This window comes from Pseudomonas sp. B21-028, from assembly GCF_024749045.1.
GTDB lineage: Bacteria > Pseudomonadota > Gammaproteobacteria > Pseudomonadales > Pseudomonadaceae > Aquipseudomonas.
Genome location: NZ_CP087184.1, coordinates 2,593,344 through 2,610,938, shown reverse-complemented (window position 1 = coordinate 2,610,938; position 17,595 = coordinate 2,593,344). Strand labels below are relative to the sequence as shown.

The following is a 17,595-nucleotide window of genomic DNA, read 5'->3' as shown; positions in this document are numbered from 1 at the left end:
ATTTAGATTTAACGGACAATAAGTTGCTGACTAAGCCAGCCGTCCAGTTGGGGAGTCACGGCAGGTTTGCGTATCGGCCACATCGTTTTTCATGCAGCCTTAAAGTCACAGTGTGGCTCTATACGGGTATATCCAACGATTGCTTGCCTTTCAGAATCCACGCGACGATGCCGCCGAGCACAAGCCATGCGACACCGACCAGCTGGGCATTCGAGTTCGCGCTGAACAGCGCGTAGCAGAGGACGGCCGCGCCCAGCGTGGGGGAAACGAGATGCTTGAAGAAGGAGCGATCAGTCTTGCCCCTGAAGAAGGCGATGACAGAAGCATGCAACATCACATACGCACACAATGCGCCGAATGTGACCATCGTTACGATGGTTTCAATCTGGTCTTTGCCGACAATGGCAATGACCAGCGAGAGCGCGGCGACCAGGTATAACGCGGTCGTTGGTGCTTCATTTTTATTAAGTTTGGCGAGCACATGAGGCAGCTTTTTATCGCGAGCCATGCAGTAGATGACTTTCGTGGTGGTGGCCTGGGAAATAAGCGCGTTAGCCAGCAAGGCTATCAACGCATTCGTCAACGTGATGACCGGCAGGAACCACGTACCCACCACTTGGGTGCTGACCGTGTAGAAGGCAACGTCCGCGGCACCGTTCTGGAATGTCGAGCCCAGGGGCACGAACACAGACGCCAGGTAGACCTGCACAACGAACAGCACGGTCACGATCACGAGTAACAGCATGGTGGCGCGCGATACGGTTTTACCGCCGCCTTCGGCTTCCTCGTTCAACGTTGAAACCGCGTCAAAACCGATAAAGCTCAAGGCGGCGATCGGCACGGCGCCAAACACGGCGGACAGGCTGAATTGCGACGGGTTGTAGAAAGGCGCCAGCAGTTGCTCCTTGGAGACCGCGCCTTCGGCGATGAGGCCCACCGCAAAGAAGACGAAAATCGAGAGAACAACCAACTGGATGACCAGCAGCACCTTCCCCACATTCACGTTAACGGTGATACCGAACAGGTTCACGATCATAGGCACCGCGACAAAAATCCCGAGCCAAACCACCTTGTCGACACTGGGAAACAAGGGTTGCAAGGCCGCCGCGCCGAGAATCGCCAGCAGTGCTGGAAGCAACAGGTAATCCAGCAGGATGGCCCATCCCGCCATGAAGCCGAATGTGACATTGGTGCCCTTTGTCACATAGGAATAGACCGATCCCGAAAGAGGAATTCGTTTCGCCATTTCGCTGTAACTGATCGCACTGAACACCATCGCAATGGCGGCCAGCGTATAGGTCAGCGCGGTCAGTCCATTGGACGTGTTATGAATCGCTCCAAAGACAGAGACAGGAGCAATCGGAACGAAGTAAAGCAACCCGTAGACAAGGACGTCCGTCAGCGAAAGTTTCTTGCTGAGTTGACCATTATCACTGGGTACGACCAAGGTATCGCTCATTTTTTGTTGCCCCTTGACGATTGGCCCGGATCTTCACCCGGACATTGTTTAGATACGGTTGCCGCGTGTCGCCAGCGCTTGCTGTGGAACCGCGCACCGCTTTTGTTATTTGCACATCTAGACTGGACAGGGCCTATTCATCAAACACCAGGATGGGCCTTTTGGCGTTCGATGGATTCAGTTTAGGGGCCTCTGTTACGGTCGACTATCGAACCAGCGAACCGTGCTTTTCGTGTGAGTGCACGACGCCTTTATTGCTATGAACTTGTCGCGCCCAAGGAGCAGCCGCTAGCGGCTGCCACTTGGTCGATCAAGGTATGGACCGCTGCCTGGTCCGCTCCCCGAGTCCAAGCATTGGCCGGGCTCGGCGTTCATGCTTCTGAATGGACCGTCAATTGCAATCGATGACGACGTCCAACGCTTCAGGGTGCAGGAACCGCTTGAGCACATTGCCGGTGAGCCGCGCGACATTGTTGTCGTAATGGTTGTGGGAAAGTGAACCGGTGTAGGCAATCGATCCCACCGAGAATACGCCGCCTCCTCCTGGCAACGGACACAGAACGATGTCCGCACGCACACGGGACTGCTCGGTCCCTCCAATGCCAGGGATTGATTCATAGACGTCTTCGGAGGCGAGAAGGTAGGCATCCGACAACGGCCCGGATGTCGCCAGGACAAGCGCACCCGGCGGGGTCCCTAATGACGGATCGTATCGGTCGATCTCCGCCCCGGCGGCACCACCGCCCATGAGTCCAAAGTCGCCAATGCGCTCATCGCTGCCAATCCCTTCAAACGCAAAAGCGGCGAGTGGATCGTGGCTGTCGGTGAGGCGTTCGTAATACGTGCAGCGGTCGAAACCTTGCGCGGCGAACCCAACGCCTAGCAATCGCTGCGGCGCCTTACCCTTGTTGCGCCATAGACCGGCCATTTCACCGGAGGTCTGGTGGCGGCGATCGCCAAACGGCGACTCGTGGGGGCGTGTACCCGCGTCTGACCTGCGCAACTCCATGACATGCCGCTCTTCCGGATCAAATGAAACGGTCGCGAAAAAACCGTTTCCGCCCAGGTACATCAAGCGTCCGCCGTTCCCGGTGAAAGCCTCGATCGCGTTGAGCTCGTTGCGTGTCACATATTCTGGATGACTGCCAGTAATTAGAACCTTGTAGTCCTTGAGCAGGTCGACGCCTTCGCGATCTAGGTCTTCATCCGTCAGCGCGTCGAATTCGCAGCCGATTGTGTCGAGCCAATGAACGATGCAGAGATCAGCAGGAAGCCCCCATACGCCCTCTGCCTGGAACCAGGCGCGGTGTTTGGGGTTGAGCGTCAGGATGGGGCGCCGAGTGCTGCCGAAGACGACGCCAGAGCCATCGTTATGGATTTCATAACAGGAACGGCCAAATTCAGGATGGTTCTGAAGCGTCAGATCTTGCCGATCAATGATCGGTGTCCGACTGACGATAATTTCCGCGCCATTGGCTTCAAAGGCTATTCGGTCGTTGGCGTACGCCAGATAAGTCGCCGTAGAGAAAAGCACCGCCACTTCGCGCTTCTGACGTCCCGGCCTGACGAAAAACGGGATGTATTGTTCAACGCCTGCACTGCACAGTTTCGCGGCGTATACACCACTCGCGAGATCATCTGGGACCTGAATCTTGAACGCCGTTGGCCACTGGGCGTCGGTGATGTCATCGTCGTGAAAATGGATCGCATCAAACTCGTCAGGTGCCCGCCGAAAGTCGTCGCTCAAACCCTTAAACCTATGGCCCGCCACTCCCCGTGTCGGCGCGTTGAAGCAGCGTCCATGCAAACCATTTCCGGACACGTCTACAACATCGCTGAGCAACAGGCCATCGTCACGAAGGCTCTTGCCAAAGTGCCAGACGGCCAGTTCGGCAACAACCGCATCGCCGAGAGAGGGACGCAGAATGCGGATTCCACCAATTTTTCCGTTGTAGGCGGCATTCGCCAGCCATCGACCGTCTTGCTGACAGGCCAGCGCCCCGATCCTGAAGGGGGCCTGGCTTTCAGTCAGTCTCGCGCCGAACGGGACAGTACGTGATTCTGCGCGCAAGGCACTGGCGCTCGCTGAGAGACGGTTCATGATGTTGTCGATTGGTGTCTGCTCCAGGCAGACCATCCCGGTATCCGATTTGACACTGACTATGACGCGATACCACTGGTGTGCAATAAGTGGCGTTGCCAATGAAACTTTCTTTGTCTCACCATCAGCCACCCATATAAACGTTGGACGCCCTTCCTCCAGAACAAGGGCGTAGCCAGAACAACTGGCCACGGACCAGTTTCCCAAAATTGCCTGTAGGCCCGAATCACTCTCAAATGAGTTCTGCGTTACGTGGTAGGCCCCGAAGTTGCCCGAGCGCGTGCCTTGCGGCAGTGTCGGATAGACATGGGCTTCAATAACCAAACCGTTAGGAGATCGTAGAAGTCCTTGCGTGTCGGTGATTTCCACATAAGAGCCCGGCTGGCACACATGCTGGATACCCTCGTAGCTTCCTTCGAACGACGAGTCAACAGGCGTCTCAAGGAAACCGGGGCCCGACTCCCCCGTAAACCCGTGTCGAAGCTTTACAAGCGAGGCGTCATATCGCGCGACCCCTTCGCAACTTACCTTGAAAGAAAGACTTTCACCCGGCGACACAGAGAATCCGTCGCTATAGCCGAAAATTTGCTGACTGATCTGGTTCATTCTCATTTCATCCGTTATCCGACTGAGAATCCGTTTCGCGCGACTCGGCAGCGAAAAGGGCTCGGCATCGAAGCGAAAAAACGTGACGCAATGCGTCGTCGTAAGTCAGGAAAATGCCTGGACTTCGAACGAAGTTGCCTGGCTCTCCAATCACAATGTTCCCGACGCCCCATGGCCCGTCGATACCCAGCGAAATGACAATCGCCTTGCCGGCTATAGACGCCCCGCCTAGCCCACGCACGACCCTTCGAGTCTTGTCATCGTGTGGCCCGAGCGGAGACCGTTCGTAGGCGCCGATCACGCCAGAGTCGCAGTCGTCACGCAGGCGCTCAAAAAACCGAGCGTGGAACAAAGCGGCCAATTCAGCTTCGCGATCTGAGGAGGTACGCATGGTCATTCCCTCAGTGCGGTAGTTATTGTTGTGTTCATACTTTTCTCTTGCTTGTCAGTCGATTGCGCAGATATCCAAAAATGCGCCTGGCCGCGTTGCGGAGCGCTGGCCGGAGGAGATACGCTGCCCCCCTGTACCGGTAGCGATATCGTCCGATGGACCGCGCCCCGCGATCTATCGCATGAGAGAACCAAGATTTTCGTCAGCGTGCACGGTGCGCAGAGTAGGTGCACGAGTCTGGTCTTTGCTCGCAACCGGCTCACCTACAGAGCAACGGCTCATGGCATACCTTTGCTTCCGCACCATTGGTCCGCTTTAACTGGACTTATGCATCCACCGGTTATTATCGAAATATGACACGGCGCTTCCGATGGCTGACTAGGCTGACTAGGCTTGCCTGGAAGTCATGGCATAGGGCTTGCTTGAGCTTCTAAGGCAGTGATTTTTTCAGGAGGGCGTGTGGATTCGTTACATTTGATAACCCGGTTCTCGACGGGCGAGGTTCATCCACAAAGACGTCTTGCTGCCTGGCAGGATTTCATGAGCGATGTCTACTACCCGATAGACGTGGCGGCCTACAACCCTGCATCGTTCTGCGGAGTCATTGAATCCACCCAGATCGGCGCGGTCGGAATTACTCGCTTTGCCGCTGATGCGCAACGGGCTGTGCGCCGCAAAGTACATGCCGGACGCGATGATTCGGATTTTTTCGCGCTAGTCATGCCGACCATGCAAACTGAGCAGTTCACACACCTGGGTCGATTTGGAGACGTTGCGCCAGGCCAGGTCTCTGTCTTCAATTCCGCAGAAACCTATCAGTTGGATATCCCCAACGGCACGAGAAACGTCACAGTAAAAATACCGGCCGACCAATTCAGGGCGATGTGTCCGAAAATTGATGCGCGTTGTGGCCGCGTCGACGTCGCCAATTCGCGTTTCGTGCCACTGCTAACGCAATTCGCGTTGCAAGCATTGGAAAACGCCTCCTGCCTTTCCCCCGAGCATGTCAGAAGCTTGGAGAGAGGATTGCTGGAATTGGCTTTCTTGATGATGGATGTACCGGAGACCGATGCAGCGGGGGATTCACGAACGGTCATCGATCACTTCTTTCACCGTGTCATGGCGTATATCGCGGCAAACTTTCACGACCCGGATCTTGCACCTGAGCGAGCAGCTCAAGCTCACCGCGTTTCCATCCGCTATGTCCACAAGATTTTCCAGGCTCACGATACGACGTTCGGGCGAGAACTTCGTCTTGCTCGGCTCAGGCACGCTCAAAAGCTTCTGCGCGAGAATGCGCTGCACAAGGCTCGGCCCGCGACCATCGCGGAAGTGGCCTACAACTGTGGTTTTTCCAGCCAGGCGCTTTTTTCCGTCCGGTTCAAGGAAGCTTTTGGATACTCACCTCGAGACGAAAAAAGCCATTAGTGCCACGCTAGCTCCCTTCAAATGGAAGGCACTCATCGAGAAGTGCCTGTTTTGGCGCCTTCTGCGCCATGCCCTCTATGTTTCGTCGCATTAGGGTGAAGCGATTGGCTGCGTCAGCGCATGTGAAGGCGCACGTCCCCATGATTGCTCAGGCAATACGATATTGAACTGAGTATTGACTCTGGCTTTCATAAACCGGGGCTTGGAGAAACTGCGGCCGCGTCAGCCTGCTATATGGGCCCTCTCCTCGGTGATTTCTGATTGTCCTCACCTAGTTCCGCCACGGCTGATGTATGTTATCAGGGAAGTAGTGGAACGGGGATGACTCCGAAAGAGAGCGGAGAATCCTCTGAACGCCTCTTGGGAGATAGAGCAATGAGAGAGTGCCCCGAAGCGTGTGGGTATCCCGGCAGATCATGTGCTGATGGTGATAGGCGATGGGTTCGTTCTTTTGAGCGTCTTCATCCTATGTGAATGAAGACGTGCTGTACGGTTTTCTGAGCGCCAAGCATCGCTAAAAACTAATTTTACCAAGCGTCGAATTGATGTACTAAATAATGTACTTAAAAATCGTGGCTATTGATGCATCAGAATGGACTTTACTGGAACGAAAAAAGAGGCCGAAGCCTCTTTTTGTGCTTTGTACATACTTCAATGGAAGCCTATAGAAAAATAATTGGAGCGGGAAACGAGACCCGTATCTGGTGTCCGACCCATTGAAATGTAAGGGGTTTCTTTTCTTGCCAGGGCAGGAAAAGACTTGATTCTGGACTTGTTTTTTGAGGGTATCAAGGCACATCGCCGCTCAGTTAATCGTCATGGCAGCGGCGAACCCGATATCAGCAATGGGCAGACGTTGGGCGGAGTTAAGATCGAGGATTGGAGGGATATTTCTGGGTCACCGTCCAAGGCCTTAGGGCCAAGGACGGTGAAGATTTCAACGACCCGGTTTCCGGCGGATCATAAAACTGCTCCGCTTAAGTGACCAGCATTACGACGATGCGGCGCATTTTGTTTGGACAGCCCAATCTTGGGTGAGTGCCACACTCAAACCGTATCTGCTCCAGCGTCATCAAACAGTTGCTTGTCGAGATTCAAGACCTTGCCCATCACCTCTTGAGGACTCCCCTTACCCTCAACGGTATGGGTCTTGTAGTTGAAATCGAGTGCTATCCAACCCTGCAACTTTGCCTCATAACTATTTGGGTACTGTGCCTGCTCAATAGCGGGCAACTCCTTATAGTGTTCAAGAGCTGCAGTAAAGAATTTCGTCAGCTTTCCGGTTTCATTATATTCAGCGATCGAATTGGCAACAATCTTTTGGCGCCAGGCATATTCCTGATCTGACGATTCACTCCACGCCGCGCGACGCTCGTTAGTCGTAAAACTTCCACTGTCATCATAGATAATCAATGAGAGCTGATCGCTCGACATGCCCGCAAATGGATTTTTGCCACTGCCATTGACAAACTGCGTTGCATTGGCCGCACGAGCCAATAACACAGGATCCTGAGTGTCAGGCACCTCAGCATCATTAGCTTTTTTGTTGATAAAATAACCATCACCGGAAATCTTGCTCAAAAGCTCATTCGCTTTCGCGCCAAGCTCTTTCCTGCTCATACTCGAATCTCTAGCCGTTGCACGGGCGGCACTCTCACTCAACTGTAGAGAGAGTGAAGAAAGGCGACTGGTATCCTTATGACTACCAATACCAGCGCTTTCAGTTGCCACCTGAGTTTTCGTCAGCGATTCATTTTGGCTCGCCGCCACATTGGAAACCTGCGAACCAGAAAACGCATTTGAATTAATTGAACCGACCAAGATAATGTCCTCCCTGTTATCAGCCATTCCTGAAAACGTGGCTAGTAAGTTTATTATCGGCAGCACTCAAAAAAACTGTAGTGCTTCACGATGAATGGACGAACAAAACCGGCGCAGGCCCAGCGGCATGGGCAGCCTTTGCGCAAGCAGCCAAACCGCCAGGCCCGGCTTGGGCCTTACTTCATGGTAAATTCAACAGACCAGGCGTAGGTGGAGATATTGGTCGAAGTTACTTTCGCCGTACACACTGCGCCACCGCTAGGTGTTGCCGTATTGTTCCATTTTGGAATAGTCGAGCCTCCTGAGCCGACTGTCCCAACATAGGTTGCCAGGAACGTGCAAGTCTTCCCGCCAATGGTGTAGCGCAGGTTCGCATAGTTGGCAATAGGCGAAAGATTGCTCTGAACAGTATAGGTATCAGCACCACCCGCCTTGACAGTAGTCACTGGCTTCGGGACCGAATTTACATTAGTCGTGGCTTCATTATTTGTAATAATCGTGTACGTAGCATCGGCGGTTCCAAGATTTTTGAAAGTAACAGCTACTGGAGGACCTGCCAGCGCTGAACCTGCCGCCAACATACCAACAGTCAGCACCGACAAAACAGATTTCGACATCTTCATGCACTTATTCCTTTTGGTTTAAATTCCATACATACATTTTCATGGCGCAGCGAAACCCCTCCACACCACAACAACTCGGTAAAAAGCAAAAACTCGCACATTATAGAAACATGAAAGTCCAGACACACCCTTTCCACCGAAGAAGATCAGCTTTGCCATCTAGACAATGAGAGAAATAATGCGTAAGGCGCATGACGTGCTCTTGCATCCCGCAAACACGACAAATCCTAGTGACACACACTATGACATCCCTATCAACAGCAGGACTGTATCATAAACTTTATATTTGCAAACACTAACCCCAGCAATTTTGTTAAAATAACGAGGATCTCAACTCAACATATCCCGGCGCCAGATCTTCTACCTCAATACCACCAGGCATGGCCCGCCCTGTCTTTACGACCACCTGATTTGCTCTCTCAGACAAGGTAGGGCGATAAGTCACAATCGATTGCCCATGGCTGTCGCTAGACAGTGCCTCAAGCGGCACCACCAGACCACGATCACGGTGATAGGTGACAATTTGCAGCCTCGCACTCATACCAAGTCGCAATCGCTGCAGTTGCTCGCTCGCGATACCTTGAATAGAGGCGATCACCTCATAAAATGCGCCACCAGACGTGGCCTGCGCATCGATCCCCTGTACACCGACGCTCTCAATCTGACCATGCAGCACCATGCCACCGAAACCATCACCGGTAATTTCCACCGGCAGCCCCGCACGGAGTTGGTGAACATCGCTTTCCTCGACCCGTGCAACAACCTGCACCTGCTCGATATTGATCAACTCGAACAAGGGAACGCCTTGGCCGACACGCTGGCCTTTTTGTACAAACGGCAGATTAGCACCACTTCCCTGAGGCGTACGAGAACGGATCACCACGCCCGCGAACGGTGCGAGCACTTCTCGCTGTGCCTGCTGCTCAAGTAGCGATTGATAACGTGACTGGGCGTTGGCCCATTGCATCTGGACTATCCGAAGGTGTTCTTCTCCACCTTTCTTCAGGACTTCGCCGAGTTCCGACTGGGCAGCGGACAGATCCAGACGTTGCGACCTGACCTGCTGCTCGACTGCCTCCAGCTCCATCCGCGGTACAATCCCCTGGTCCAGAAGAACTTTGGTTTCTGCCAATCGGCGCTCGTTATCTGCCAAGGTGGACTGGACGCTGTAAACCGTCCGTTTTGCCCGAGCAACATCCTGCCCCTGAGACCAGCTCTCGACTTCCAACACATTGCGCCTGGCGATCAACTGCTCGGCCAAGGCAGAACGCAACTGGATATCCAGTTGCGTCGTATCAAGGCTAAGCAAGCGTTGTCCACGCTCAACACGTTGACCTTCTTTTACCGCAACGTCCGCGACAAGCCCCTCGAAAGGTGACGACATGGTTTGTTGCATCGCAGCCTCAATACGTCCGACAAGCCCCAGTCGATTTTCCAAAGGTTGATAGTCCACCTTGAGCCAACTGGCCGCCGCGACCTGCTCTTGAGGAAGCCGAGATATTGCAACCACCACCGCAACGACCGCCAGCGCCATACAAGCCGCCATTAGGAGCAAACGTACGTTGCGCCGACAAGCCAATCCGATTCCTTTAATCATTAAGGGCAATATCCCAGCTCGACAATGTGGTACCCAATGCCTGATCCAGCAGCGTTCTTGCATTCAAGTAAGCTATGAGTGCATCAAGGCTCGTATTTTGTGCGTTACGAAAATCTGTCTCATAACTGATGACTTGAAAATTGCTGGAGCGACCGACCTGTAACTTCTGTCGTTCGATATCAAGCTTTCGGCGCGATAGATCCCGCGCACGCAATGAAATTTCATACTGGCGCCAGCGCGTGCCTACCGTGCGAACCGCGTTCGTGACATCTCGCTCAAGCGTCTGTCGAGCCTCGACTGCCTCAATCCCCTGGTTCTCCAGATTCACCTGAGCACGAACCACCTCCTGTCGACGGTTAAGATCGCCAATCGGAATCTCAACCTGAAGCCCCGCATAGCCCTCCCAGCGACGATCCGAACGCTGCCCCTCTCTATCAGGGTAACGGTCACTGACCTGGCTTGCTCCGCCGACCAATGAGACATCCCATAGCTGGTTATTGCGGGCGACCGCCAGGTTGATGCTGGCTTGTTCATGTGCGATCAACTGCCCAAGGTAAGCAGGCTGCTGCTCCAACGCAGTATCCAGCGCCTGCATTCGACTGAGCTGAACAGGCGTCGCATCCATTGTTTCTACCGCCTGAATACGCGACTCCAGTCCTAATGCCAAAAGCTGAAGCAACTCCAGGCGATAGGCATCCAATTGGTTTTGGGCCTCTTGAACACCCAGCTCCTGAGTGGCGTAGTCGGCCTCGGTTTGCACAATCTCAAATTCAGCCATACGGCCGGCAGTAATCATGGCTCTGTTGACGTCAAGTAACTGCTGTGAACGGCTTAATGCCTCTGTCGCGATACGCAACTGCTCTTGCGCGCGAAGTACGTCCCGGTAAGACGTGATGATTTGCGTGACGGTTTGAGCCACCGCCGCTTTCAAGGCAAGACGGTTCGTCAGCTCGGAAAGCCTTGCTGAACGCATCGGCGCTGTCGTGACCTCCACTCCAGCCCCCCGAAGCAAGGGCTGTATGAGCGTAAACGTCGCACCATCGCTGCGGGTACGCCCGTCATTATTGCTATCGGTCAACTGATTGGCCCAAGAGAGACTTAGCCGTGTACCGAACTCCCCCAACAGAGTGGTCGTTGGCGACAACTGCCGATAGCGTGAACCATCGCTTTCACTGCGCTCACCCCGATAGTCACCCCTCAATACCAACTTGGGTGTGAACAGGTCCTCTGCGACGCGCAAATCGAACTTCTGCGCAACACGCTCAAGGTAGGCACTCCGGATGGAGCGGTTGCTTCGCAACCCCAGATAGACAGCATCGGCCAACGTCAGATTGATCGTTTCAGCCCGCAACGACACTGCGACACCTGGCATCGATGCCTGAGACGGCGTGAGCGCGGCGAACACCGTCGACGCAGATAGCGTCCACAGCAGCCCCAGCAAGATCGAAAATCGGTTGTGCTCAATCATCTCGCAAGGCCTGAACCGGTTGCAGGCGAGACGCGGTCACGGCGGGATAGAGGCCGAAGAATAGGCCGATCAACAAGGAGCTTCCCACTCCCAGCGGCAGAGATTCAATGGCCAAGGTAAATCGCCACCCTGAAAACCATACGAACAAAAAAGCTGAAAGCAGTCCGACGGCCGCCCCGACCAGTGAGCCCGTCACTGACAAACAAGCCGCCTCCAGAAGAAACAACATCCGAATGTCGCGTGCCCGGGCACCGAGTGCCATTCGCACGCCAATCTCGCGACGACGCTCAGAGACATTCATGAGCATCACATTCATCACGCCGGCCCCTCCGACCAGGAGGGAAATCCCCCCAAGACCGGCCAGCAGATAGGAGAATGTGTTGGATTGATGTGTAAGGCTGTCGATCAGCTGTTGTGGCACCAGAACCTCAATGTCATGCCCCTTGAGCACCCCTTCCAGATAAGTACGTAAGTCCTGTGCACTTTCCGTGATCACTGCACCATTGCGCACCTTGGCAATCACACTGCTGAGTTGTGGAGACGGCTGGAGCCGCCTCATGCTCTCTATCGGTATAAACAACGCTTCATCTACCTGAATCGGGATCAAGGGGTTCGGAGCCTGAGGTCGTGCAATACCGATCACTTCAAACAGATACCCTTCGATCTGAAGCTGCATACCCGCGACCAGCGGCCTGCCCGGTCCACCGACTCCCAACTCATGAGCAACCTTGGCCCCCGCGACGATGTAGGTGGCCTGTTGATCGAAATCGGAAATAAAGCGCCCTTGAGCCAGTTTGAGATCCAGAGTTTCGGCCAATCCTCCGGTCGTTCCCAAAACGACCGCGTCGACCGTTCGCCCTGCGTAACGAACTTGACCAGAATGAAATGTCGTTGGGGCCACTTGAGCGATGGCAGGGAGCTTTTTCAGGAGCGAGCGAGTATCAAGCGTGGGCGGCAGCGCTCGACTGTTGAGCGGCGAGAATGGAAACGACGCCACAATGGTCTCAGCCCCCATCCCCTTGAAAGCTGTCATCGCTTCATTCGCGGCGTTCTGACCGATGTTCAGCAGCGCAACAATCGCCGCGCAGCCAACTGCGATGCCCAGCATCGCCAACCACGATCGCCGCCCCAAGAGGCGCAGACTGTCCAGGGACTCAATCAGTGTTTGCAGAAGGCCCGGACCTTGACGATGAAGCGAACCTTCAAGCATCCGTCATCGCTCGCCTGTTCGCAGTTTCTTTCAAAATCCCATCCTGCACCTGCAAACAGCGCTCAAGGCGTTCGGCCAACTGCGCATCGTGGGTCACCATGACTAATGTCACCGCTCTCTCATCGTTGAGACCGAGCAGCAGATCTATCACGTCATGGGCCGTTGAGCGATCCAGGTTACCCGTTGGCTCGTCGGCAAGAATCAAGGAAGGACTGCCCACTAACGCTCGCGCAATCGCAACACGCTGGCGCTGTCCACCGGATAGGTCGGCGGGCCGATGATGAGCTCGATCACCCAACCCGATACGCGCTATCTGGATCCTCGCGCATTCACGCGCTTCGCTGCGCGTAAAGCCCCGGTAGAAAAGAGGCAGGGCAACGTTGTCGAGCGCAGTCAGGCGGGGAAGCAGATTGAAACTCTGGAACACGAAACCGATCTCACGGTTGCGTAGATGAGCGCGCTCGTCAGCCGTCGCCTCGATCATGTTACGGCCAGCGAACCAGAACTGGCCGGATGCCGGACGGTCAAGGAGTCCCAGGATGTTCAGCAGTGTGCTTTTGCCGGACCCGGATGTACCGAGAATCGCGCACGTTTGCCCACGTCGAATACTGAGCGTCACATCGCGCAGAACGGGCATATCTTGCCCTGCCATAGGATAAGACTGGCAGACATCGTTCATGGCGATGAGCGTATGTGTCGACTGTGGCTCCATGCCTGACCTCTTTACTCCATTGATCTGGCCGTCTAGCCAGAAGCTTCGCGAAACGACAGGGGATGCGCTTCTTGAGGCGAGAGTATTTACCACAGAAATCGGAAAGAAGGAAAAAGCATCTCAACGGCACTGGCGCAGCGCGCACTCGCATACCTCAAACCATCTATCCACTCGTCAGTGCGCTCAATCAATGTGCAAATCTTTTCGCTGCGTGATGATCACTCCACTCGCCGCACACATTACAGGCAGACCAAGTGCATCCCGAAATGCGACCAATTGCGGGCGCACTGCAAACCTCAGTGCTTCGCATACCTTGCCTTGGGATGATTGAACGACGCCTGTGATACACCGCTTGTAGGAAAAGGTATCTTCACTGCCATCCACGCGGACGAGCCAGATCCCCTTACCCGCCCCCAATGCATTTCTTTCAATCCTGAAGTGGTCAATTCCGACGCCAACTTTTCTGTCCGCGTCCGGGTGCATCGCAAGTAACAGGTGCAGTTTCTTGACTGCAAGCTTGTTGGTGATCACACCGACTGATGCTTTTTGTAGATAGTCCTTGAGCCGATCCAAAAGCTCTTTTTCTGATTTGTACTCGAATGGCCCCAGCCAGAACATTCAGAAGCCTCCCTACCTCATCAGTAAACTCAAAGCCGCAACCGCAGGGCAACGCCTCCAAGACCCACCAGAATATCTGCAGCTATAAATGAAACCTTAGGCCAACGTCTTGCAGCACTTGTCAAACTGCGAGTACCACATTTTTCCCCGAATATTGTTTAGGCGAATTCAAAGCCCAGCGCAGTGAGCACTTCTGCTTGCACAGGTTTGAGCCTTTTCACCGCCCAGATGAGCACGTGGTGCGACCGTGAACTCGCCATATACGCAGACCTGGCCGCCTCAGATGTTGGATCTTCCAGCCATTGGTGTCCACCACCCGGACGCGAGGAAACCACCACGGTTGCACACGTCGCTGAGCTCAAGTTAAAACTCTGGTCCACTTCGCCATATCAATCAGATTGAGAATGCACTGGCCACAACGGACACCAGATGGCGCGGCCCTCGTCGGCAATGTTTGAGCGACCGTACGATTAGGCGGATTCTATGGATAATCCATCCAGCCAAGCCTGATTTATCCAACGCATATGGGCGCCTATGCTGAAACTCCTTCCACCCGTGCAGGAGATTTACCATGGCAGACCATTCCATCAAGGGCAAGGTAGTACTGATCGCTGGCGGAGCCAAAAACCTTGGCGGCCTGATCGCCCGCGACCTAGCCGCGCAAGGCGCCAAGGCCATCGCCATTCATTACAACAGCGTTTCTTCCAAGGCCGATGCCGATGCGACCGTCGCGGCCATTCAGGCCAGCGGTGCGCAAGCCGTCGCGTTGCAGGCTGATCTCACCACAGCGGGTGCCGTCGAGAAGCTATTTGCCGATACCATCAGCGCTGTAGGCAAGCCGGACATCGCTATCAACACCGTCGGCAAGGTGCTCAAGAAACCCATGGCCGAGATAACTGAGGCCGAATACGACGAGATGACGGCGGTCAATTCCAAGACAGCCTTCTTCTTCCTCAAGGAAGCCGGCAAGGTGAACGACAACGGCAAGATCTGCACCGTCGTACCTCGCTGCTGGGCGCGTTCACGCCGTTCTACGCCGCCTATGCCGGCACCAAGGCACCGGTCGAGCACTACACCCGCGCAGCGTCCAAGGAGTTGGGTGCGCGGGGCATCTCAGTGACTGCGGTCGGCCCCGGCCCGATGGACACGCCGTTCTTCTACCCGGCCGAAGGCGCCGATGCCGTGGCGTACCACAAGACGGCTGCCGCGCTCTCGTCGTCCAGCAAAACCGGCCTGACCGACATTGAGGATGTGGTGCCCTTCATTCGCCACCTGGTGAGCGACGGTTGGTGGATCACCGGCCAGACGATTCTCATCAATGGCGGCTACACCACCAAGTAAGGCACTCGGCCTATTCCTCGTCTCACCGGAAGCTCGCTGGATGACGGGCGTCACCAGGTTCATCAATGGCGGAATTATTTCGCCGATCGATTGACGGGTTGAGGGAGAAGGCGCCCGGATTGAAGCCCATCAACGGACGAGGAAAATCGAAATGCATGTGCTGATGGTAATAGGCGGTGGGTTGGTTCTTTTGGGCGTCTTCGTCCTGTTCGGCTGGCTCTGGGGCGCGAGCGCCTTAGGCATGGCGCTGGCGGCAAAGGTATTCGTGCCGGTGTGGCTGCTGGTGGCGGGCGTGAACATGTGGGTGGGCGTCAACCATGCAGGCTACAGCGCGCGCGAGGAGTTTCCAATCCTGCTGCTGGTCTTTGCGCTGCCTGCCATCGCGGCCGCTATTGCGGCCTGGCAGTTGGCACGCAGCTGACTTTGAGGAACCTAACATGTCGATCGAAGGCAGTGCGGGTGACCTGACCAAGGTCGTAATCTTGCTGGGTGCGGCGGTGCTGGCCGTGCCGCTGTTCAAGCGTCTGGGCCTGGGTTCGGTGCTGGGCTATCTGGCAGCGGGGCTGGCGATCGGCCCGTTCGGGCTGGGGCTTTTCAGCGATCCGCAAACCATCCTGCACACCGCCGAACTCGGGGTCGTGATGTTCCTTTTCGTCATCGGCTTAGAGATGCGGCCCTCCCATCTATGGAGCATGCGGCGCGACATCTTCGGCCTGGGCAGTTTGCAGATCCTGGTCTGCGGCCTGCTGCTGACCGGAGTAGGCGTGGCTTTCGGTTTCTCGCTAGCGGTGTCCTTCGTCAGCGGCATGGGCTTTGTGCTCACCTCCACCGCGATCGTCATGCAACTGCTGGGCGAACGCGGCGACATCGCGGCCCCGCGTGGTCAGAAGATAGTGGCCATCCTGCTGTTCGAGGACCTGTTGATCGTGCCGCTATTGGCGCTGGTGGCGTTCATCGCCCCCATTGATCCATCCGCGCCGGCGGCCGGATCACGCTGGATTGGCATCGCCGTCGCGGCCGGCGCGCTGGCGGCACTGGTTGGGGCAGGCATCTGGCTGCTCAACCCGTTATTTCGCATCCTGGCCAACGCCAAAGCCCGCGAGGTGATGACCGCAGCCGCCCTGCTCGTGGTACTGGGCGCGGCACTGCTCATGCAACTGGGTGGTCTGTCCATGGCCATGGGGGCCTTTCTGGCTGGCGTGCTGCTGTCCGAATCGACGTTTCGCCACCAACTCGAGGCCGACATCGAACCCTTCCGCGGCTTGCTGCTGGGCCTGTTCTTCCTTGGCGTGGGCATGTCACTGGACCTGGCCGCGGTGGGGCGCAACTGGCCCATCATCGTGGCTGGCGTGCTCGCAATGATGCTGATCAAGGGCGCGTGCATCTACGGCGTGGCACGGCTGGCGAAAAGTTCCCACGCCGACGCCCTGGACCGCGCCGTGCTGATGGCCCAGGGCGGCGAGTTCGCGTTTGTGCTCTTCGCTGCCGCGCTGGCCAACCGCGTGATCGATCCGACAGTCAACGCCAACATGACGGCCATTATCGTGCTGTCCATGGCGCTGACCCCGATGGCGGTGATCGCACACCGGCGATGGGGGCCGAGGACAGGGGTTTCCATGGAAGGCGCGCAGGCGCCCGACGCACTGGCCGGCAGCGTGCTCATCGTCGGTTTCGGTCGCTTCGGCCAGATCGCGAGCCAGCATGTATTGGCGCTGGGGGCCGACATTTCCATCATCGACAATGACCCCCAAGTGGCGCGGGACGCCAGTGACTTCGGCTTCAAGGTGTACTACGGCGACGGCACGCGCGCCGATGTACTGCATGCCGCCGGCGCGCACCATGCCCGGGCCATCCTGGTGTGCGTGGACGATGCGCGGGCCGCCACGCGGATCGTCGAACAGGCCAAGGCGGCGTTCCCCCATGCCCGGGTGCTTGCCCGCGCTCACGACCGCGAACACGCCATCGAACTGATCAAGGTCGATGTGGACTACCAGGTCCGCGTCACCTTCGAATCGGCCATGGCTTTTGGCCGCGAAGCCTCGATGGCGCTCGGCGCGACGCCCGAGACGTCCGAAGCACTCGCGGCCCAGGTGCGCCGCACGGACGCCGAGCGCCTGGCCATGGAGGTTTCGGGCGGCATCTATGCCGGCAAATCCCTGATTCAGGGCAATGCGCAACCGAAGGGCTGATGCGATGGCGATAATCCCTTCTCGACACCCG

General features: G+C 56.0%; 12 protein-coding genes and 2 pseudogenes. 5 read left to right on the top strand and 9 right to left on the bottom strand.

What is annotated here, in order from left to right:
• Window positions 1-118: 118 nt before the first annotated feature.
• Complete coding sequence (locus LOY35_RS11825; RefSeq protein WP_258632684.1) at window positions 119-1,459, bottom strand: APC family permease; 1,341 nt, start codon at window positions 1,457-1,459, stop codon at window positions 119-121.
• 391 nt (window positions 1,460-1,850) lie between these two features.
• A complete protein-coding gene (locus LOY35_RS11820; protein ID WP_258632683.1) occupies window positions 1,851-4,166 on the bottom strand; it encodes a N,N-dimethylformamidase beta subunit family domain-containing protein in 2,316 nt (771 codons plus the stop codon).
• An 850-nt stretch (window positions 4,167-5,016) separates the two neighbouring features.
• Between LOY35_RS11820 and LOY35_RS11815 the strand changes: the two genes are divergently transcribed.
• Window positions 5,017-5,985: an AraC family transcriptional regulator gene (locus LOY35_RS11815; protein ID WP_258632681.1), complete on the top strand. Its 969-nt coding sequence runs from the start codon at window positions 5,017-5,019 to the stop codon at window positions 5,983-5,985.
• Between the two features lie 797 nt (window positions 5,986-6,782).
• Window positions 6,783-6,970: pseudogene (locus LOY35_RS11810) on the top strand (IS4 family transposase); the annotation flags it as partial.
• Between the two features lie 62 nt (window positions 6,971-7,032).
• On the opposite strand, the gene LOY35_RS11805 reads toward LOY35_RS11810, so the two are convergent.
• From LOY35_RS11805 to LOY35_RS11775, 7 genes are all read right to left on the bottom strand, one after another.
• On the bottom strand, window positions 7,033-7,833 hold the full coding sequence (locus tag LOY35_RS11805) for a hypothetical protein (protein WP_258632679.1): 801 nt from the start codon (window positions 7,831-7,833) through the stop codon (window positions 7,033-7,035).
• Between the two features lie 149 nt (window positions 7,834-7,982).
• On the bottom strand, window positions 7,983-8,429 hold the full coding sequence (locus LOY35_RS11800; protein ID WP_079302855.1) for a hypothetical protein: 447 nt from the start codon (window positions 8,427-8,429) through the stop codon (window positions 7,983-7,985).
• Window positions 8,430-8,742: 313 nt separating this feature from the next.
• Window positions 8,743-9,963: an efflux RND transporter periplasmic adaptor subunit gene (locus LOY35_RS11795; protein ID WP_258632678.1), complete on the bottom strand. Its 1,221-nt coding sequence runs from the start codon at window positions 9,961-9,963 to the stop codon at window positions 8,743-8,745.
• Window positions 9,964-10,018: 55 nt separating this feature from the next.
• Complete coding sequence (locus tag LOY35_RS11790) at window positions 10,019-11,494, bottom strand: TolC family protein (RefSeq protein WP_258632677.1); 1,476 nt, start codon at window positions 11,492-11,494, stop codon at window positions 10,019-10,021.
• Window positions 11,487-12,704, bottom strand: coding sequence for an ABC transporter permease (locus LOY35_RS11785; RefSeq protein ID WP_258632675.1), 1,218 nt, complete (start codon window positions 12,702-12,704; stop codon window positions 11,487-11,489). Before LOY35_RS11785 ends, LOY35_RS11790 begins: the two co-directional genes overlap by 8 nt.
• Window positions 12,697-13,416 carry an ABC transporter ATP-binding protein gene (locus LOY35_RS11780; protein ID WP_258632673.1) on the bottom strand — a complete coding sequence of 240 codons (720 nt, stop codon included), beginning with the start codon at window positions 13,414-13,416 and terminating at the stop codon, window positions 12,697-12,699. The genes LOY35_RS11785 and LOY35_RS11780 overlap by 8 nt, the downstream gene beginning before the upstream one ends.
• Window positions 13,417-13,599: 183 nt before the next feature.
• A complete protein-coding gene (locus LOY35_RS11775; RefSeq protein ID WP_258632671.1) occupies window positions 13,600-14,034 on the bottom strand; it encodes a DCL family protein in 435 nt (144 codons plus the stop codon).
• A 571-nt stretch (window positions 14,035-14,605) separates the two neighbouring features.
• Between LOY35_RS11775 and LOY35_RS11765 the strand changes: the two are divergent.
• From LOY35_RS11765 to LOY35_RS11755, 3 genes and pseudogenes are all read left to right on the top strand, one after another.
• Window positions 14,606-15,375 (top strand): annotated as a pseudogene (locus LOY35_RS11765) (SDR family oxidoreductase).
• 151 nt (window positions 15,376-15,526) lie between these two features.
• Entirely contained in the window at window positions 15,527-15,796 is a 270-nt protein-coding gene (locus LOY35_RS11760) for a hypothetical protein (RefSeq protein ID WP_258632669.1), read from the top strand.
• Window positions 15,797-15,812: 16 nt separating this feature from the next.
• Entirely contained in the window at window positions 15,813-17,564 is a 1,752-nt protein-coding gene (locus tag LOY35_RS11755; RefSeq protein ID WP_258632667.1) for a monovalent cation:proton antiporter-2 (CPA2) family protein, read from the top strand.
• Window positions 17,565-17,595: the final 31 nt, after the last annotated feature.